Raw genomic sequence first — 18,518 nt, forward strand, 5'->3', positions numbered from 1 at the left:
AATTAAAGTACGCTAAGACACTTAGGGAGCGGCAATAATGGTCTGAATTCCCCTTTTTCTACCCGTCTGTGCTGTTTCCAGGCGTAATCCCCTGTCAGGTTGATATGCCCCCAGTGAATAGGGGGGCAACGTGCCTGAGTAACGTTTCATCAACGGGGTATCCCTGAGCGCGCATCTCATTGACTGCCCGTTCCAGATAAACCATGTTCCACAGGATGATTGCTGCTACTACCAGGTTCAGACCGCTCGCCCGATGCCGCTGCAATTCGTATGTACGATCCCTGATTTCGCCAAGCCGGTTGAAACATACGGCACGGGCTAGGGTGTTTTTCGCCTCACCCTTATTCAATCCGGCTGTCACCCGTTGTCTCAGACTAGAGTCTAGAAGCCAGTCCAGCGCAAAAATCGTCCTCTCGATACGCCCTATTTCGCGTAAGGCTAGCGCCAGTCCGTTTTGTCGTGGGTAGCTGGCGAGTTTCCGCAGCATCAACGAAGCCGTCACAGTACCCTGTTTGATTGATGTTGCCAGGCGAAGATATTCAGACCATTGTGTCAGAATGATTCTCTGATTGATGCTTTTATCGCCTAAAAAATGTGATAACGCCGGGTAATTTTTGGGGTCATCAGGCACATACAAGTTTTTTTCCTTTAGATCACGTATTCGCGGCGCGAAGCGGAAGCCTAGCGGTGGGCACAATGCAAATATGTGATCGGTAAAACCATTGGTATCAGTATAGTGTTCCTCAATACACAGCTCAGATTCGTGGTATAACAAACCATCCAGGACATGTGTTGCATCACGTATTGTCGAAGTGATGGCCTTGATGTGGTAGGGGGCGTATTGATCTGAAATATGCGTATAGAAGTTAATTCCGGGATCAGAACCGTAGCGCAAATTGACCTGCCCGGTTTGTTTCCCTCGCCCGCCGACTTTGTAGTTTTGCCCGTCCGATGAGGATGTCCTGCCCGTGCCCCAGTGCAATGCGAATGGCAATCGGTGCTGGTAATTAACCAGTTCAGCCAGCCCCTTAGAATATGATTCATCGCGAACGTGCCAGACACGAACCGTATCAAGTTTGTAAAAAGTCGTTCCCGGGCAGGCTTCCGCCATTTTTGACAGCCCCAGATTAATTGCATCCGATAGGATCACGGTCAGCAATGCTGATCTGTTCTTTGGCTGTTCATTGGTTCGCAAGTGCGTGAAATGCTGGGTAAAGTCAGTCCATTGATCGACCTCAAGCAGCAAATCTGTAATTTTGGGATGAGGCATCATGGCAAAGATGTCTTCTTCCAGTTTACTGGCTTCTTCCGGCACGCTTTTAGCTAGCGGTTTAATCTTCAACAATTCATCGGATATTTCCGCATCAGGCAGTTCGCCTGTGGAGGCCAGGCGATTCACTTCAGTCAATTTCCCCCTGAGTAGAGCCAGCCGATCCCGTAAATAACGCTCTCCATCGATATCAATTGCCAGGGGTAAATCATCTGCATCGCGCAATACCACAAAATGTTCCGGTGCCAGCAGGTATTCCTCAAAGTCTTTGAACTGCCGTGAACCCGGCACCCAGATATCGCCCGATCGCACCGCATTTTTCAGTTCGGACAATGCGCACAATTCATAAAAATGTCGGTCTATCCCGCCATCTTTTACCACATATTGTTTCCAGCGCGGTTTAATAAATCCGGTCGGCACCCCTTTGGGTATTGAGCGGGCATTGGCCGCATTCATGCCCTTGATGGCATTAATGCCATCAAGCACTCGTTGTGCGACAGGCGCCGCTCTGAACGCGAATGCTTCCAGCAACCGCGGCATATAGCGCTTTATCTGGCGATAACTCTCATCGATAAATTGCTGCCAGCGTTGCATGTCGCCTCGTTTCTTCAAGATCGCGCAGGTGCTGAATGCTCATTTGCATTCCTTCGCGAGCCAGTTGAGTCAGACGACCCAGGGGTTACGGGTCGGGTTATTGATCATCTGGCCGTGCAGGCTTGGGCTGACAGCCTCGGTACCGACATGCAACTGCCGGTGCCGCGTTGATGGAACTGAAGTGGACCAGTAAGGCGCTCTCTGATTTGGCGCGCTTGTATGAATTTCTGTCTCTGGCTAACAAGCCAGCTGCTGCTAGAACCGGGCAGGCACTGACTCAGGCACCGACCATTTTGCTAACCAACCCTCGTATTGGAGAACAACTGTTCCAGTTCGAGCCACGGGAGGTTAGGGGGATTTTGGTTGGAGAGTACGAGATTCGTTACGAGGTTATTGATTCAATCATTTACGTGCTGCGGTTATGGCATACCCGAGAAAACCGTTGAGATGGCAACGTCGTCCCTAAGCCATGAGCAACCTGGCATTTTTTGCTTAGCGTACTTTAATTTCCCTTTCGCCAAACGCCCCCATAAATAACGTTAATTTTGCCATCCTGGATTTATTTGGTTATCAGTTTTCTCCCCGTTATGCCCGGTTTAAACAGGCTTTTGCTGAGCAATTTGAGGTCAATTCAGGTACGAATGTGGAAATAAGGCTGAAAAAACCCATCAACCGTAAATTAATCGAGCAGGAATGGGGAAATATTCAGCATATTATCTGTTCACTCAGCCGTAAAGCGACCCAACAAAGTACCGTTATCAAAAAACTGTCCAACGACAAACGAAATAACCGAACGTTGTTAGCCCTTCATGAATATGACCGGCTGATTAAGTGCCTATATCTATTGGAGTATATTGATAACAAAACGCTGAGGCAGTTTGTACAACAAGCCCTGAATAGAGGTGAAGATTATCATCAGCTGCGTAGGGCTATTGCGTCAGTTAATGGCAATCAGTTCCGGGGCGGAAATGATTATCAAATCGAACAGTGGAATGACTGCGCCAGACTCATTGCCAACTGTATTATTTATTACAACTCTGCGTTGTTATCTGCATTAATTGAAAAGTGTCAGGATGAGGACAATCAGAAAGCCGTCAACCAAATCGCTGGTTTTTCACCAGTCGCCTGGCGTCACATCCAATTGTCAGGAAACTATGTTTTTGGAAATCGTGATGGTTTGTTGAATCTGTACAATATGCTGGAACGCGTTGATCCGCTGGTCAATATTGAAACTGAAGAACTTACCGCTTAATCATGAATCAGGGGGGAGTGAACTTTCCGAGGGAATGGTCACAAACCCCCTAGAAGGAGCACATTATCTTTTACAAACTCGAGTGGCCGTTTTAAATGATGAATTAGAAAGTATCTTTCACTGTTGGTATCCTAAATTGGCAAGCTCAGGGCTGAATGCAATGGCAGCATAAATACCCCACAGTTTTTCATGCTCTCCTGATAGCGCTGCCATTTATGATGCTTGAGCCAATCCCTATCTAAATGAGGTTTAATTCATTGCTAAATATATTAATATGTTATTAAAAGTTCAGATAAGTAGGATTTTCTATGCCAACACTATTCATTGATTTCTTGATAAAACCACGTAAGAGATTCACTATAAAAACAGAGCAACAAGAGGCTTTAGTTCAGAACTTAGTTCTATATGTTCAGAATAACTATTCTTCTCAATCTGATTGGTCTTTATACAAATATGGTAAAAGTTTCGGGTGCTTGTGTTTGGTAGATATTTTGTCTTTTATCGATTGGCTAGAAAATTTAGAAAAAAATAACCGCGTTGACGAGATTCTAAAAGTTATTAAACCTTATCTAGAATTAAATGAAAGCATACCTCAACTGGCAGTTTATATTCCGCTAAACTGGTATTGCATTGCACTTAATCCAGTCAGGGAACAGATTCGTGAACTATGGCTGAGCAGGACTACAAACACTGTTCTAGCGGAAACTTCACCTCCCTTATCTGTCCTAACACTGTTACCGTCTGATTATTATATCTTATGTGAAGGTAGAGCCATTCCTAATTCTTGGCAACATCACTTTGAAAAATGCTTAAAAATAGGAATTCCATTTATTGTGTTATGGCACTATCGACCTAAGCAAAAAAGCTATGCTCATCGATATGATATTTTGTTTTCATGGGAACCATTTATTAATAGTCACCCTCATATATTTGATAACCAAAAATATTCTGATATGGAAAAAATTATTACTCGCCGTATTTACCAAATGTTAAAAGAGTACCAAAATAAGAAAGGTTTTGAAAAGACGATGCTTCAAGGAAGGGTAGTCAGCGGTCAGGTTAATATTCTAAAATTAAGTTTGGATGCAGCTCAAAAACTGATGTTTGAGCTTGTAGAAATGTTACAACAACTGGTTATAGATATGGAAAAAAAAGTAGGAATAGATGATAAAAGTCATTTTTTTTAATTTGTTTTGGATTTTTTAAATCCAATGATCCTACCATATATAATGGATGTTTTTTATCTGCATGATTTTTCTGATATGACAGTATTATCGTCGGTGTGTATGTTTGTTTCGAATAAACCTTCTAAATATACACTATAGCTTCATTGGATATTTATAATAAAATATATTGTTTTTTAATTTAAATTAAAAGTTTTAAAATCTTTAACTTTATCTATCAAACATACTGCTGTTCCTTCATATTTGAATTTTATTTTTTCTGATGTTTCATTTTCTTGTAGTTCTTTAAATAATAGATAAACAGATTTCATTCCAGCCCCTGTGTAATTTGGATGTAAATAAATAATATCATGTAATTGCTTTGTTAGAGATTGAATAGAGCCATACTCCCACGGTAACTCTAGCAGGCGATCCTTTATATCAATGTCCCCAAATTTAGTTATTACATATAAAGCAGTATTTTCATATTTAAATATGATACCCATTGAGTTTTTTTATCCGGCAACTTATTTAATAATATCATGATGCAGCTGATTCCTGCTTCTGTATCATTTGGGTAGGGGTTTTCTGACCATAGCCCCGATTTGTTCCCTTGCTTCCCCTTAGCCTTTGTTACGTCTGGCTTTCAACGGAAAATCTGATTTTGAATAGCACTTGATAAAAAATGATAACCCGTTGAATATAGTTTTTTTATTTTTTAAAAAAATTCATGTAATCTGTTTGGCTACATTTGGCATCATTCCTGTTTATTCTTTCTGTCTTAACCTATACGATTCAATGTATCAATGAAGGTTGTTCTTTTTACACCAAAATTACGCTTGATGACTTTGAATTTGATGCCGGTGACCATTTTACCTACGAGTACAACTTTTTCGAGCACTGGTTTCACGACATCCGTATTGAAGCTATTTTCGGTAATTCTGACCTGAAGTCCCCTTTTTGTTTGCGAGCCGTTGCACTTAATCTACCAAAATTTAATAAGGAAATTTTGATATGAAACGTAATGTACCCGATGGTCTGTTCGAGAATACTAAGCCTGGCAGCATGCTTCATTCGCTTGACAAACCCCAATCTGCTCCCGAATTAGAGAGCTTAGTTAGCTCGCAGGCGGTATACATATACGCGCAGGAATCTAAGCAATATATGAATATTAATGGATCCGGCTGGGCAATACTGCAACATTCCCAAAGTACGGCATACTTTCTCGTTCCGTATTACAAGGGAAATTACATCGTTATCGCAAATGGATCATACAAAGGTTACTACCTGAGCTATAGCGATAACTCTTACATAGGTGCTTATTCTAGCTGGATTAATGCCAGTTACTGGGACTTCGATCCTATCAATAGCTTGTACTATGCAGGGCTGTATCCGTACACTAAGAGTGGTGTCAAATACCTCTGCGTCAATGGACTCGTGGACGCAATTGATAGCATTGAGACGGTCGTCTCCATGAATGTGTGAGGCTTCTATTCGAGTAAGAAACCTCAATACATAAAAAGGAGTATTCTATGTTTTCGATCCTACCTACCGGAGCTAAGTCACTCTTTCTTGTTTGTCTGGTTTTAATCTCTACATCAGTAAGAGCGCAGCAAATTGTCAAGACTGATACTGAGATGAAAGAGTCTGCTACTCTGCTACAGCCCACTCTCGAGGCAAAAAAACACAAGCCTCTCTTGATTGTTGGGGGCACAATTGCTGGCCCCAATGACAACCCATTCCAAGTGGCACTGTTGCAAAAGAACGAAGATCACAGTATTTACCTCTGCGGAGGCTCGCTCGTTGCACCAAATGTCGTCGTCACGGCGGCACACTGTGGCTTTATAAACACGGAAAAAGGCCCAAATCAGTACACATTATCCCCCAGCGAGATGACAGTTCTCGCCGGTACACGTGATCTGAATAGTGGAGGCGTGTACCACGACGTCACGGACATTTTTTTACATCCGAAATATAGTATGGGTAAGTCAGGCTACGATGTTGCTGTCTTGAAGCTCAAAACGCGGGTAGAAGGCATTCCGTTTGCCCAGTTGGCAACCAGCGACGGTATTATTGGCAATAAACTCCTGGTTACTGGTTGGGGGGTGACGGGTCATGGTAATAATGGTTATGACAACTCACATCTGCTACTCAAGGTCTCGGTGCCCATCGTTTCTCATGCAACTTGTAAGGCAGCCGCTGACAACCCCAGTCAGATTACTTCTGACGTGCTTTGTGCTGGATTTTCCACGGGTAGAAGGGGGCACTGTTATGGCGATTCTGGTGGACCTGCTACGCGGGGTCCAAGCAATATGATCCTAGCCGGCATCGTTGCCTTCATCCTTCGTGATGAATGTACTGAGCCAGAGGCTTATAACGTCTATACCCGTGTGTCAGATCCAGAGATCCGAGATTTTATCCGGAAATACCTTGATTGATGCATTATGGGAAAAACTCTCGGGAATATTTTAATCGGATAAATAGTTGTAACGGCTCTCACAAGAGAGCATAAATGCCCCACGGTTCTTTATGCTCTCCAATTAACATCAGCAATAGCAAAGATTAGTGGCGGTAAAGTGTTAAATGGAAAAGATGAAATAGACTTGGGTATCAATGAAGAATCCACTCGCCTTAATTGCAACAATAGTTATTTTTTACAATGCACAGTTGCTATGTCGACTATATGAGTATTTTTTAAAGAAAGATAAACAAAAAGCGATAGCTCAAATGTCCCCCGTTGCAATCAGTAAAAATCCTCCCAAATAAACGAATAAGGGGAGGGGCTGTCTTAATTTAAGGTAGCGCCTTGTTTTTCTTATTGCGGATCTTCTTTTTTTGACGGGCAAAGAACAGCAAGGGCTATTTTGATATTTTCAATCGGTTTTGAAAAGTCGCCGGTAACGTATTCATTATCAGCTTTATCCTTTCGGTCTTTTAATGCCTTAAAATGTCCCAAAACTATAACTAAATCATAGACAGAAACGGAATCAGAAACTAACTGGCAGATTTCCGCTGGAGATCTTTCTAATACTAGCGTTTTAACCCTAGTGATATGCTGGTCGATATCAGATTGAACAACTTTATTAAATATGTTTTCTGGTATTGTCATCAAAAACCCCTCCTGATAGTGGTTATTTGAACAAATTTCTGCAATCTATAATGATATGAGAGCTATCGTAATTTCGGAGTAAAAGCGATATTAAAATCAAACCCTTCTATTACTTCTCCAACCACGACTTCATATTTGTATAGCAAATCATTTGGATGACCTTCATCGCGAAATTCTTTTAACAAGATAAAGATACAAGACATCCCTATCAAAACTGGATTTTGAGAGCGTAAAATGCGCTTAGAAATTTGGTCGGACAATGCCTGAATACTTTCAGACTGCCAATGCAATCTTCTCAAAAATTCAATTTCCTGAAAATAAGAGTCTTTCTTTTTCAATACAAACCTCTCGATATAACCAAAATATTTAGCTAAAAATAGTTTCATTTGTTATTGTTTTTTTGTTTAAATTTTAAAAGTCCCTGGTGAATAGAAAAACCCCTTACCTATTTGTTATCTCTATATGATAACGGTAATCACATTAAGACAACTGTTACGCATTCTCTAACAATGGTAAAAAAGAATCAAGATACAACCATAAATAAGGTTAATATTTTTTATACATGAATCCACAAAGATTAGTAGACGCAAGAAAAGCCAAAAAGCTCTCACAACGAGAAGTTGGAGAAGCATTGGGGGCAATAAGTAAAGAGCAAGCAAAATTAAAAATAAGTCGATATGAAAGAGGAGTTTTAACACCTCCATACAATGTTGCCTGTCAGATTGCTGCTATTTTAGATGTGCCAACCTGTTATTTTTATATCGATGATGACTGTTTCGCAGAGCAGGTTTTAATCCTGTACAGAAAGAATTTGTGTCATGGTGATGAATTCGAAAACGAACTCATTACTACATTGACAAAGAAAACAAGGGAATACGAAAAAGCCTTCAAAGACTTCAAAAATACAGTGGAGTCCATCAAATCGACTCACGGAGGAGACCAGACAGCATAACTTGATGAAAAATAAGTATATCTCTGGCACAAATCGCCTTTTTACTGATATCCTTGATTCTATAATTCAGCAAAAACACCTTGTTTTGGTTGGATTTGTGCTTAAAGAGCCGGTGTTTACTGAACTGACCCCAAAAAGTTGGACATTTTAGTTAAGCGGCATGTAAGGCCTGATTTCGATATTCTATCGGAGTTAGGCCTTTTAATTTCACCTTAATCCGTTTTGTATTGTAATATTCGATGTATTCTTCTATCTTTTCAATCAGTTCATCAGCATCTTTAAAGTACTGTCGGTGATACATTTCTGTTTTGAGTAAGGCAAAAAAGTTTTCGGCCATCGCATTATCCAAACAGTTCCCTTTCCTCGACATACTTTGCTTAATATCTTTATCAGCAAGTTGTTTTTGATAAGCCCTATGTCGATATTGCCAACCTTGATCACTGTGAATGAGTGGCTTAGCGTGAGCATCTACCCGGGGTCGTTAAATTGAGAACTGCGCTAGTGTGAGTGAGAGACCAATCATTTGTCCACATTAATTTCAAAGCATGGAGTTTTGTTGTAGCACAAAGAGAGTGAGGCGTTGGCAAAAAAGCGTTATCACCATGAATGGCAACAACTTGAGACCAGTATCGAATTTGTCGAGAAGAGATTGAATATTCCGCTGATAGCTTATCCGATGCGTTACCTGCTAGACATCGTTTAGCAATCATGATTTTTAGTTCACGACTATATTTAGACATAAAAAAACCCCCAGTCATTGGTTGTCCAACTATTGGGGGTCACTTCATTACGCGCCGGCTTTTCTTATTGGGCCCAAACTTCTTCCGTATCTTCACATATCATCCCATGACAAACTCGGCCATAGAAGAAGGAGAGCATGAAAAATTGTGGGGTATTTATGCTGCCATTGCATTCAGCCCTGAGCTTGCCAATTTAGGATACCAACAGTGAAAGATACTTTCTAATTCATCATTTAAAACGGCCACTCGAGTTTGTAAAAGATAATGTGCTCCTTCTTGGCTCCATTGCATTTGCTGTTTTTTCGCCATCCGTTTTGCGATAACTTCATTCACGGTTGATTCCACAAATGCCGTTGAGATTGGCTCGCCATAACGATGCCGTTCTCCATAATTGGGGAGCATCGCTTGGTTATTACCAATGTAAGTCATCATTTCATCTAAATACCGCCCCATTTTTTTACTGTGTTTATAGACTTGGTTATCTTCTTCATTGTCACAAGTATATAAACAGCTATCGAGCTGATCTAATGCCTCATCGACATTACCATGCCATAAGTACCATTTTGTTTTTTCGAGTAAATTTTGTAGTATTGAACCAATATCAGTTGATTGTGTGATGAGAGCTTTAGCGCACTGATTAAGCACGGTTAGGCGCATACTAATATGAAACCAATCTAAAATATGCTCAGCTTCTGGGTAAATACCGATTTGCATCATCCTCAGATTATCAGCCCCATCTGATAAAAAAGATATCTGCTGGTTAGTTTGCATCCCTTGGGCATGGAGTACAGAAAGCAAGCGTTTCCTTGGGTTATTTTCAAACATGTGAACATAACCAAACCGTTTCGCTTGAATATTTTCGGCATACGCTTTTCCTGTAATGATTTCAAAATTGTTTTTCCGGTTATGGCAATCCCTGACATAGCCACCGTCAAATCCTATCACCATCGGTTTTCCTGGGCGGGGCAAATTATCATTGTCATAAGCCGTTTTATCGAGAAAATCTGGCTTCTCGGCTAACTCAGCCTCTTGCCGTCTAGCGACACTGATTAAGTGATTACGCACCGTGGAGGCATTTAACGCTTTATTGATTGGTAAAATATCTTTCAATCTATCCACAGTAAGATTGTAAGACATCAAGGAGGCCCATTTGGCTTCAATATATTTTAGTTCGGGATGGATATTTTCGGGGAGCCACTCACTGAGTAAGCTGACTGATTGGGTATTATTTCTCTCACAGTTACAGCGATAAAGCCGAAGCCCTTTAATAGGAATGACCCCAAATAAAGTATGATAATGACGTGTTTGATGATCTTTTATTTGACGACGTTGATGACAGTGTGGGCATTCTCGATGCGTTTGCATGTAAGCTTGGGTTTGAGATTGTATGATTGACAATTGTGCGTGATTGAGTAATTTTTTTGATTCGTTGAGAGATAATCCCAAAAGTTCATCTTGTTCGGCGGTTTTCTGTAACGTCAATAAGGTTTCTTGAGTGGTGAAGCCATCATCGTGTATAACTATTGCTGTCATTACGATTTTCATCATACGATCTCCGAAGTTAATGAGCTATCGTTTCCTTAACTTATAGTAAGTTGAAACGCCTATACCGACATTATCACAGGCTAATTTCAGGCGAACGCCTTTGGCTTTTAATTCATCAACCATAGCAACCTTGCGTTTATCGGCCGGAGGGCGACCCGTCTTTTCCCCTCGATGTTTCTTCGCTGCAATACCCTCAGCTTGGCGTTCCCTAATGAGTGCCCGTTCAAATTGACTAAATGCCGACATCATATGCAATTGGAGTTCTTGTAGTGGGTTATTTTCATGCGCAGAAAAACAAATATTTTCTTTGAGAAAAATGAGCGAAATCCCTCTTTGTTTCAGATCAAGCGTTAAATAACACATATCCATCATAACCGTGAATATGAAAGGTATGAAGATGGTCGTTATCCCATCCAAAAGCAAACTGCAGAAGAAAATGGAAAGCACCAAGTGACATGTTACTGTGAAGACGAAAACGTCGCCAAACCATCGGACTAATATCTCTAATAGCCACTTTGATCTTATAGACAGGCATTGTTTTCTCCCTTTGTCACAATGATGATGAGGACGATCATATTAATTGATTAAAGGGATACCCCACAGTTTTTCATGCTCTCTATTGGCCAGGGACTGAACGCATTCGTTAATTTTAACGGGGATTTTTATTATGTGAAAACCATGTCTGGTTATCGTTTATTGGTAGCAGACAGCGAAGCAAAAACGCTTTATTTGCCCAAAGATGTTTCTGATAAAGAATTAGGTTGTTCTGTCCGGCAGGCATTGTCTCAAAGCCGCCTTGTTGATCCAGAAGATAATGATTTTTTTCACCGTGATATGATTGATGCCCGCTATAAAAGCTGGATGGCGGAAACAATGAAAAAAGAGGGATATAAAACCAAGCGGGCGTTATTTAAAAAAATGAACAAATGTAACGTGCAATTATTGAATGGCAGGATCACGATTTCACCACAAGCACATCAAAAACTGGAGACATGGGGAGAACAAGGGATGCCTGATGATTGTAAGCTCATTCTTTCAGAGAATGTCACGGATGAGGAGCTGGGTAAAGCAATAAAAGAAGCCTTTTCCCGATGCAAGAGCTTTGTTTATTTGCCGTAACGCCCATCAATTTATTGAAGTATAAAGTTTAGGAAATTGATAGGCTCAGTTAGCGGTGGTGGAGTCCTGGCGGGAAGAGCAGGGAAAACCCGAGAGTTATGAGAGACGTGACTACATCACCAACCACGGTGATAAGCCGCCGACTTTATCGCGTATGCGATACGCAGTCATTGGCACATTGAAACACAGCGGCACTGGCAGTTGGACGTCAGTTTTAGTGAAGACAAACAACGTATGAGGAGTGGTCATGCCACTGAAAACATCGCATTAATTGTATTAGTTCAGACTAGATCTGACACTTCGGTTTGAAAAGAAGAGAGTTACCGACTTTGATTAAAGGTGATGAACCCATAATCAAAGACTAAGAGGTCACTCTCATGCTTTATACTAGCAATCCCATCATCAAACACAAGGCGGGTCTGCTTAATCTCGCTGAAGAACTCAATAATGTCTCAAGAGCGTGTAAAGTGATGGGCGTATCCAGAGATACGTTTTATCGTTATCAGGAACTTGTTGAAACGGGCGGGATTGACGCGTTAATCAACCAAAGCAGAAAAACCCCTAATCTCAAAAACCGGGTGGATGAGGAGACAGAACGCGCCGTTGTCAACTCTGCCATCGAATTCCCGGCCTATGGGCAGGCCAGAACGAGTAATGAACTCAGAAAGGCAGGCATCTTCGTGTCTGCCAGTGGCGTCCGTTCTATCTGGCTCAGACACCATCTTGAGAACGTCAAAAAGCGTCTGGCAGCCCTTGAAAAGAAAGTGGCTGACGAAGGCATTATCCTGACTGACGAGCAGGTTGCCGCCCTTGAACGTAAGCAGCATGATGACGAAGCTTGTGGCGAAATTGAAACCGCTCATCCTGGCTATTTAGGGTCGCAAGATACCTTTTATGTCGGTAATCTTAAAGGCGTGGGACGCTTGTACGGGTCCAGCGGAAGAACCCTCGAAAATGGCGTGTTTTTATTTAGATCTGATTCAATCGCTTCAATACGGATATCTAACAACCAGTGGCGGAAAAAATTATACTCATAAGTAAACTTATCGCGATTTTCAAACTGAAATGAGGCAAGCGAAATTGTCCAAGGATTATCATAGAAAACCAGTCCGCCTTCATAGCGAATACCATAGTCTTTACCGTGAATATGAAAGGTATGAAGATGGTCGTTATCCCATCCAAAAGCAAACTGCAGAAGAAAATGGAAAGCCCCAAGTGACATGTTACTGTGAAGACGAAAACGTCGCCAAACCATCGGACTAATATCTCTAATAGCCACTTTGATCTTATAGACAGGCATTGTTTTCTCCCTTTGTCACAATGATGATGAGGACGATCATATTAATTGATTAAAGGGATACCCCACAGTTTTTCATGCTCTCCATAACGGTATGGTGAAGAAACAGCAAATGCAATGGGGTCAACAGGGTGCACATTACTTACTCAAGACACGAACAGCAGTACTCAATAATGATTTAAAAACTCGATTTGAGAACTGGTATCCGGGGAGCAAATTAAGCGAGGAACTGGAGCACTATTTGTCGGAGGCTGTTGCGGCATGAGTGCCCTACACAATTTTATGCTCTATATGAACGCATCCCGTTTGCAAGACAAAAATCACGTTGACATCGACGGTAGGTTGCAGCTCTATATCCGGCCTTATTGCAGCTGAGCTGCGGGCCTCAATGTAATCCGCTGACTGGCTCCTCACTCTCCTAACGAGCTTTACGCTCAGAGCATAAATCAGGTTTAGCAAGTCACGGTCTTACCTGTTTCTGTCATCATTATCATTGCCTCAGCAATCTTTCTGCATTCATCCTTGTAGTTAAATGTTAAAGTTGACCAGTGAAACGCCTTAATAAGGCCTGACACTGACGTAATCTTTTTGGTATTCCCGCTGATGGGCTACCAATGCCCAAACGGTGCGAGCCAGCTTATTGGCCATTCCTACAATCGCCACACAGACCGGGGCGTCGTTTTTTCAGCTCCGTCACCCATGGCAGCGGGGTTTTCGTCAGTAAGGCGGCCACTCTTGCACCGTGAATAAACAGGGTTCTCATGTAGACATCCCCCCGCTTGCTAATGCCCAGTAACTTGACCCGGCCTCCTGTTCCCGTCTGCTTCGGCACCAGACCCAGATAAGCGGAAAACTCTCTGCCTGACCGGAACGCGTGAGGGTCACCCATCGTGGCAAGGGCTGTCGTGGCAATCAGAACACCGACACCGGGGATTTTCATAATTCGTTGGCAATCGGCATTCTGTTTTGCCCACGCATTCAGCTGGTCTTCCACCTGCGCAATTTGCGCATCAATTTCGCTCAAGCGATGGTACTGCTCTTCAAGAAGACTGAGCAGAAAAGGTGCCAGTTTTTCCCTTAGCCGCTCAAGCGCTTCGGGCATTGCTTTATCCAAAGCGGTTCTCCCTTTATGCACGGTTTCACCAAACTCCAGTAACAAACCATGTAATGCATTGATTTGGGCGGTTCGGAATTTCACTAATTGGTAGCGCATCCGGTGTAATGACAGGATGGCTTGTTGTTCTTCATTTTTGATAGCTACCGATTTACCCGGTTGTTGAACCGCCATCCAAATAGCTCGTGCATCCTGAACATCGTTTTTATTACCCATCCGGAATGCCTGGACAAACCGGGCCTGAAGCAAACGGACTTCATGTCCCTGTTTTCTCAGTTCCCGTGCCCAATAATGCGCCCCACCACAGGCTTCCATACCAATCAGGCAAGGTTGCCGATTACTGAAGAAAGTTAAAAAATCACGCCGTCGCAACTGCTTATCAATAAGTTCACCGGTAGATTCCTCAACAAAATGAATCTGCATCAGATGTTTTGCAATATCGACACCAACAGGAGTATATTTCATGAGTGGATCCTCCAGTCATCGGGAAGCTACAGGCTTCCACTTTTAGGCACTATAAGGCCGGAAATCTGAGAGGATCCACGCCTCATCTCTCAATTCCATCACAATGCCGGGAGCTAAGTGGTTGGGATGCGTTCATTACATTCTCCGAGTACCACCTCCAGATCAAGCAGACTTAGACTTAAATTTCATTGATGTTTTCATGGGCAGAAGGCAGAACAGGCTGACTTCTGAGCCGTTTCCTGTTTCAACAGGCAGTTTTTTGAGGAAAAAGGAGATATTATTCAAATTGTTGGGAGTGTTAAGATTTTTAGTCAGAACTTGTAACTTTTATCGATCGTATTTTAACCTGTTTTAGTTAATAAATTAAACACACTATATAAGCATAAATAATGCTACGAATGAAAATAATTATATTACAGGGTAACTACATATAAATGAAAATATATAATTTTTAATTATTATAAAAGAAATAAATTTAAATTAATATCATTACATGATTAACTAGATTTTTAAAATTATTAAAAAACAATAAGTTAAAGAAATCATGTTAAATGTATTTAATTATTTTAATTAAAAATGTTGATTATATCATTCTTGTTTGTTAGCCTTTTTAAAGCCAAACTTTTTGTTAAAAACCTGTTTTTAATATTATAAAAATAAAAGGAGTTTTGAATTGGGCTCTGAATTTTGCTTTATCAAATATGGTACTGATAAAAAATCGAATAAACTAATAAACTATTTTGAAATTCATGAGTTATTCACTGGAATCATATTATTTCGTGATAAAACGAATGTGTCAAAATTTAAAAATGAAAAATATAATGCTTTTTTAATTGGTAATATATATAACATATCCACCATTAGATCTATTCTTGGAACATTAGATGGAAGATCAAGTGTGTTAAGTGATGTTGAGGTTGTGTTATCAATTAGAGAAAAATTTGGCGATTCTATTCTTTCTATAGCAGGATTCTATTCTTTCTATAGTAGAAGGAGACTACTGTCTTTTTATTGAAGATAAAAAAGGAAATCTAGAAGTAATTACAGAATCTCGAGGATTAAATTTAGTACAAACTGATTCTATTTGGATTACTAACAGTTTAAAAATTGTTGGTATAGTAGAAGAAGAAAAAGCTTTTGACTTCAAGCCTGAAATAGAAGTTGTTAGAAAATCATTAAAGTCAGATGATTTTTCACCAATAAGAAATGTATCCAGATTAAAACCTGGAACAATAAATAAATTAGCATTTGATACACAGGGATATCCTTATTTAGAAGTAAAATACATTACATCTTCTGTGTAGTTGAATATATTTCAAAAGAAATAGATTTTTTTATCCTTTCTTTGCAACCCATAATGAAAAAAGCATATCGACTATATTAAATGAAAAAAAATTAAAAAATAGATCATTTTGGATAGGTCAGTTATATGGAATTAGAGATGATATCTCATCAGAACTAGCTTTTAATGGTATTAAAACATGCAAATATTTACCATATGGTCCAATTGATAAGTCATTACCATACCTATTAATAAAAATTAACGAAAACGCAGTTGCTACTGATACTTTCGTTAAAGAAAATAAAAATATGAAAAAAGAAATAATTTCAAGATTAAAAAATAAATTAAAATGGCAATGAATATGTTTAAACTAAAAATAGGAAATGATGTTCTCGATATCTCATCTGATGAAACAATTTTAAAATGCGCTTATAAGAATGATATAAAATTAAAGTATCATTGTGCCTCTGGATATTGTGGAAAATGTAGAGTTAAACTTGTTTCTGGTGAAGTTAACTTAGAGCATTCAGGAGGTATATCTAGAGAAAAAATATCAGAAGGATATATTTTGACCTGCTGTTCATATCCCATTAGTAATATAGAAATTGGAAATAATAAAATGAAGTTTATTGTTTTTTTATCTATAGTTATGTCAGTGAAATCATATTCGTTTAATGATATTAAATTTAGTTTTGTTGAAGGAGGTGATTTTTATGTAGGTAATGTATTTGGTGTTCAAGATTATGAGTCTAATGTTAACGTTAAATTAGATTCATTTTATATAATGAAAAATGAAGTAACATATTCACTATATAAAGAAATATATGAATGGGCAATATTAAATGGTTATGAATTTGATGATGGCTGTAATGGTGCATCTTATGAAGATTGTCTTCCTCCTGAGCAAGATAATGGGAAACATCCTGTAACTAATATTGAATGGTTAGATACCATTATATTTTCAAATGCATTAAGTGAAAAATCAAATCTCAATCCTGTATATTTACAAAAAGGAAATAAAATTATTAAGAAAAAAAACAAAGAATTAAACATTTATATAAATGAAAAAGCTAATGGTTATCGTTTACCTACACTAAATGAATGGCATGTTGCAGCAAGAGGTGGAAAACCTGCATTACGATTAGGAAGATATGGATATTATCATTCAGGGAGTAATGACCCAAAAAAAGTAGCATGGTATCCTGATTTTAATTTAAATCATTTTGGTACACAGATAGTAGGTAAATTATCTCCAAATGATTTAGGTTTATATGATATGAGTGGAAATGTTTCTGAGTGGATTTACCATATTTATGATTTTAATGGAATTAAAATGTATTATTTTTGTGGGGGTAGTTATCTTTCTCACTCAAAAAGTTTATCAAGCTGTGATATGCATAGTTCAAATTACTTTCTTCCTGATGTTGGATTTAGATTAGTAAGGAATCACTTAAATGAGAATTAAATATTATTTTATTTTTATTTTTATTTTGTCATTTGACACATTATCTTGTAACGGAAGTAAAGTAAACCTAAAAAATGGTGCTAATTTTTTAGATTTAAATGGAGATGGAAAAAAAGATGTGTTTTTTTATGCGGAATTTGAAAATAACACATCACATCCAAGCAACACTTTAACAATTTTTATAAAAAATAAAGATAATATATTTAATATAATCCCTGTCCCAAATGATAATAGTTTTACTTGGTTTGATTTTAAATTATCTTCATCTGAAATAAAAATACAAGATTATGAACTAAGAGTCAAGAATGGCACTTATTATATGATACTATCAAAGAAAAAAATCAATAAAGAAGATGTATTTGGAGAATCCCCCGTTGAATTCATTACATATGAGATAAAATATAATGATGAAGATGCTGGTGTTTCTGATTATTATTGGGATTATGTCAATGAATTTATAACAAAAATTAAATACAAAAGTGTTAGTGATGCTATTTCAGAATTCGATGAGGAATGTAACTCATGAAAATGTTTTTTTGTTTTTTTTGTTTTTTTTGTTTTTCTTTTTCTTGCCATTCAGAAGAACTCAAACTTTATATAAACAAAGTGCAGGAAAAAATCGATGAAAAAATTTATTTATGTTTAGGGGAAACTGAATGGCCAGCTTCAAATGTTGATAATTCTATATTTGTCAATGCTAGAATGGAGTCTCTTGTTTATTCTGGTTTGGTTAAATCAAATTTAAAAGGAAAAAATAAGATATGGATACTTACTGATTTAGGAAAAAAAGAATTTAATAGAAATGGTGATTTCTGTTACGGTAGAATGATGGTAAAAGATATTTTGAATATCATTTACGTGAATAAAGAAAAAGGTTTCATAGTTTTTAACTATTACATAGACTCACTGCCAAGTTGGGCTAAAAATAAATCAATAAGATTCGCGTATACTTATCTAGATAATATTATCACAGGCATTAATACTGAAAAATATCAAGTCGAATTTGAAAAAACTAACACTGAGATTATTAAAATAATAAGTGATCCTGTGCAAGTTGAAATTCTTTACTAATTAAGGAGAGCATGAAAAACTGTGGGGTATCCCTTTAATCAATTAATATGATCGTCCTCATCATCATTGTGACAAAGGGA

General features: G+C 38.9%; 23 protein-coding genes and 6 pseudogenes. 17 read left to right on the forward strand and 12 right to left on the reverse strand.

The window, feature by feature from the left end; genetic code table 11:
- Positions 1-2: 2 nt before the first annotated feature.
- Positions 3-1,843, reverse strand: a pseudogene (locus tag AC5JQI_RS08490) (Tn3 family transposase); the annotation flags it as partial.
- Positions 1,844-1,954: 111 nt separating this feature from the next.
- On the opposite strand from AC5JQI_RS08490, the pseudogene AC5JQI_RS08495 reads away from it, so the two are divergent.
- The 4 genes and pseudogenes from AC5JQI_RS08495 to AC5JQI_RS08510 form a co-directional block, all read left to right on the forward strand.
- Positions 1,955-2,035 (forward strand): annotated as a pseudogene (locus AC5JQI_RS08495) (CopG family transcriptional regulator); the annotation flags it as partial.
- Positions 2,035-2,310, forward strand: a complete 276-nt coding sequence (locus AC5JQI_RS08500; protein ID WP_493914400.1) for a type II toxin-antitoxin system RelE/ParE family toxin — start codon at positions 2,035-2,037, stop codon at positions 2,308-2,310. The pseudogene AC5JQI_RS08495 and the gene AC5JQI_RS08500, both read left to right, overlap by 1 nt.
- A gap of 83 nt (positions 2,311-2,393) precedes the next feature.
- Positions 2,394-3,116, forward strand: coding sequence for a Tn3 family transposase (locus tag AC5JQI_RS08505; RefSeq protein WP_493914642.1), 723 nt, complete (start codon positions 2,394-2,396; stop codon positions 3,114-3,116).
- Positions 3,117-3,424: 308 nt separating this feature from the next.
- The gene (locus AC5JQI_RS08510) at positions 3,425-4,303 is read left to right on the forward strand and encodes a hypothetical protein (protein ID WP_493914401.1); all 879 of its coding nucleotides are present in this window, start codon (positions 3,425-3,427) and stop codon (positions 4,301-4,303) included.
- 173 nt (positions 4,304-4,476) lie between these two features.
- Here the strand turns inward: AC5JQI_RS08510 and AC5JQI_RS08515 are convergent, their stop codons facing one another.
- Complete coding sequence (locus AC5JQI_RS08515) at positions 4,477-4,785, reverse strand: hypothetical protein (protein ID WP_493914402.1); 309 nt, start codon at positions 4,783-4,785, stop codon at positions 4,477-4,479.
- Between the two features lie 245 nt (positions 4,786-5,030).
- Here AC5JQI_RS08515 and AC5JQI_RS08520 point away from each other — a divergent pair, with 245 nt between their 5' ends.
- From AC5JQI_RS08520 to AC5JQI_RS08530, 3 genes are all read left to right on the forward strand, one after another.
- Entirely contained in the window at positions 5,031-5,297 is a 267-nt protein-coding gene (locus AC5JQI_RS08520) for an IS1096 element passenger TnpR family protein (RefSeq protein ID WP_493914403.1), read from the forward strand.
- A complete protein-coding gene (locus tag AC5JQI_RS08525) occupies positions 5,294-5,764 on the forward strand; it encodes a hypothetical protein (protein ID WP_493914404.1) in 471 nt (156 codons plus the stop codon). Before AC5JQI_RS08520 ends, AC5JQI_RS08525 begins: the two co-directional genes overlap by 4 nt.
- Positions 5,765-5,916: 152 nt before the next feature.
- Positions 5,917-6,717 carry a S1 family peptidase gene (locus AC5JQI_RS08530; protein ID WP_493914643.1) on the forward strand — a complete coding sequence of 267 codons (801 nt, stop codon included), beginning with the start codon at positions 5,917-5,919 and terminating at the stop codon, positions 6,715-6,717.
- Between the two features lie 377 nt (positions 6,718-7,094).
- On the opposite strand, the gene AC5JQI_RS08535 is transcribed toward AC5JQI_RS08530, so the two are convergent.
- A complete protein-coding gene (locus tag AC5JQI_RS08535) occupies positions 7,095-7,388 on the reverse strand; it encodes a hypothetical protein (protein ID WP_493914405.1) in 294 nt (97 codons plus the stop codon).
- A gap of 62 nt (positions 7,389-7,450) precedes the next feature.
- Positions 7,451-7,726, reverse strand: a complete 276-nt coding sequence (locus AC5JQI_RS08540) for a hypothetical protein (protein WP_493914406.1) — start codon at positions 7,724-7,726, stop codon at positions 7,451-7,453.
- A gap of 224 nt (positions 7,727-7,950) precedes the next feature.
- Between AC5JQI_RS08540 and AC5JQI_RS08545 the strand changes: the two genes are divergently transcribed.
- Positions 7,951-8,340: a helix-turn-helix domain-containing protein gene (locus tag AC5JQI_RS08545; RefSeq protein WP_493914407.1), complete on the forward strand. Its 390-nt coding sequence runs from the start codon at positions 7,951-7,953 to the stop codon at positions 8,338-8,340.
- 151 nt (positions 8,341-8,491) lie between these two features.
- Here AC5JQI_RS08545 and AC5JQI_RS08550 read toward each other — a convergent pair.
- From AC5JQI_RS08550 to AC5JQI_RS08570, 5 genes and pseudogenes are all read right to left on the reverse strand, one after another.
- Positions 8,492-8,791: pseudogene (locus tag AC5JQI_RS08550) on the reverse strand (IS3 family transposase); the annotation flags it as partial.
- Between the two features lie 4 nt (positions 8,792-8,795).
- Positions 8,796-9,080, reverse strand: a complete 285-nt coding sequence (locus AC5JQI_RS08555; RefSeq protein WP_493914093.1) for a transposase — start codon at positions 9,078-9,080, stop codon at positions 8,796-8,798.
- A gap of 156 nt (positions 9,081-9,236) precedes the next feature.
- Positions 9,237-10,625 carry an ISKra4 family transposase gene (locus AC5JQI_RS08560; RefSeq protein WP_493914644.1) on the reverse strand — a complete coding sequence of 463 codons (1,389 nt, stop codon included), beginning with the start codon at positions 10,623-10,625 and terminating at the stop codon, positions 9,237-9,239.
- 24 nt (positions 10,626-10,649) lie between these two features.
- On the reverse strand, positions 10,650-10,988 hold the full coding sequence (locus AC5JQI_RS08565) for a recombinase family protein (protein ID WP_493914408.1): 339 nt from the start codon (positions 10,986-10,988) through the stop codon (positions 10,650-10,652).
- Positions 10,969-11,160: an IS1096 element passenger TnpR family protein gene (locus tag AC5JQI_RS08570; protein ID WP_493914409.1), complete on the reverse strand. Its 192-nt coding sequence runs from the start codon at positions 11,158-11,160 to the stop codon at positions 10,969-10,971. Before AC5JQI_RS08570 ends, AC5JQI_RS08565 begins: the two co-directional genes overlap by 20 nt.
- Before the next feature lie 74 nt (positions 11,161-11,234).
- Here AC5JQI_RS08570 and AC5JQI_RS08575 point away from each other — a divergent pair, with 74 nt between their 5' ends.
- Positions 11,235-11,744, forward strand: a complete 510-nt coding sequence (locus AC5JQI_RS08575; RefSeq protein ID WP_493914410.1) for a contact-dependent growth inhibition system immunity protein — start codon at positions 11,235-11,237, stop codon at positions 11,742-11,744.
- Between the two features lie 111 nt (positions 11,745-11,855).
- On the opposite strand, the gene AC5JQI_RS08580 is transcribed toward AC5JQI_RS08575, so the two are convergent.
- Positions 11,856-11,993: a hypothetical protein gene (locus AC5JQI_RS08580; RefSeq protein ID WP_323856139.1), complete on the reverse strand. Its 138-nt coding sequence runs from the start codon at positions 11,991-11,993 to the stop codon at positions 11,856-11,858.
- Between the two features lie 128 nt (positions 11,994-12,121).
- Between AC5JQI_RS08580 and AC5JQI_RS08585 the strand changes: the two are divergent.
- A pseudogene (locus AC5JQI_RS08585) lies at positions 12,122-12,673 on the forward strand (helix-turn-helix domain-containing protein); the annotation flags it as partial.
- On the opposite strand, the gene AC5JQI_RS08590 reads toward AC5JQI_RS08585, so the two are convergent.
- Positions 12,637-13,044 (reverse strand): plasmid pRiA4b ORF-3 family protein, encoded by a 408-nt coding sequence (locus tag AC5JQI_RS08590; RefSeq protein ID WP_493914411.1) that lies wholly within the window; start codon positions 13,042-13,044, stop codon positions 12,637-12,639. The pseudogene AC5JQI_RS08585 and the gene AC5JQI_RS08590 overlap by 37 nt on opposite strands.
- A gap of 88 nt (positions 13,045-13,132) precedes the next feature.
- On the opposite strand from AC5JQI_RS08590, the pseudogene AC5JQI_RS08595 reads away from it, so the two are divergent.
- Positions 13,133-13,306 (forward strand): annotated as a pseudogene (locus AC5JQI_RS08595) (ISKra4 family transposase); the annotation flags it as partial.
- A 293-nt stretch (positions 13,307-13,599) separates the two neighbouring features.
- Here AC5JQI_RS08595 and AC5JQI_RS08600 read toward each other — a convergent pair.
- Positions 13,600-14,620: pseudogene (locus tag AC5JQI_RS08600) on the reverse strand (IS110 family RNA-guided transposase).
- A 673-nt stretch (positions 14,621-15,293) separates the two neighbouring features.
- Between AC5JQI_RS08600 and AC5JQI_RS08605 the strand changes: the two are divergent.
- The 6 genes from AC5JQI_RS08605 to AC5JQI_RS08630 are packed head-to-tail and all read left to right on the forward strand — an operon-like array spanning position 15,294 to position 18,438.
- On the forward strand, positions 15,294-15,635 hold the full coding sequence (locus AC5JQI_RS08605) for a carbapenam-3-carboxylate synthase domain-containing protein (RefSeq protein WP_493914412.1): 342 nt from the start codon (positions 15,294-15,296) through the stop codon (positions 15,633-15,635).
- On the forward strand, positions 15,631-15,924 hold the full coding sequence (locus AC5JQI_RS08610; RefSeq protein ID WP_493914645.1) for a carbapenam-3-carboxylate synthase domain-containing protein: 294 nt from the start codon (positions 15,631-15,633) through the stop codon (positions 15,922-15,924). Before AC5JQI_RS08605 ends, AC5JQI_RS08610 begins: the two co-directional genes overlap by 5 nt.
- Before the next feature lie 4 nt (positions 15,925-15,928).
- Positions 15,929-16,261, forward strand: coding sequence for a proline dehydrogenase family protein (locus AC5JQI_RS08615; RefSeq protein ID WP_493914646.1), 333 nt, complete (start codon positions 15,929-15,931; stop codon positions 16,259-16,261).
- Positions 16,262-16,263: 2 nt separating this feature from the next.
- Complete coding sequence (locus tag AC5JQI_RS08620; protein ID WP_493914413.1) at positions 16,264-17,367, forward strand: SUMF1/EgtB/PvdO family nonheme iron enzyme; 1,104 nt, start codon at positions 16,264-16,266, stop codon at positions 17,365-17,367.
- Entirely contained in the window at positions 17,357-17,893 is a 537-nt protein-coding gene (locus AC5JQI_RS08625; RefSeq protein ID WP_493914414.1) for a carbapenem self-resistance protein CarG family protein, read from the forward strand. The genes AC5JQI_RS08620 and AC5JQI_RS08625 overlap by 11 nt, the downstream gene beginning before the upstream one ends.
- The gene (locus AC5JQI_RS08630) at positions 17,890-18,438 is read left to right on the forward strand and encodes a carbapenem biosynthesis protein CpmH (RefSeq protein WP_493914415.1); all 549 of its coding nucleotides are present in this window, start codon (positions 17,890-17,892) and stop codon (positions 18,436-18,438) included. The genes AC5JQI_RS08625 and AC5JQI_RS08630 overlap by 4 nt, the downstream gene beginning before the upstream one ends.
- Positions 18,439-18,518 lie beyond the last annotated feature (80 nt).

Source organism: Xenorhabdus sp. XBWT (assembly GCF_059072735.1).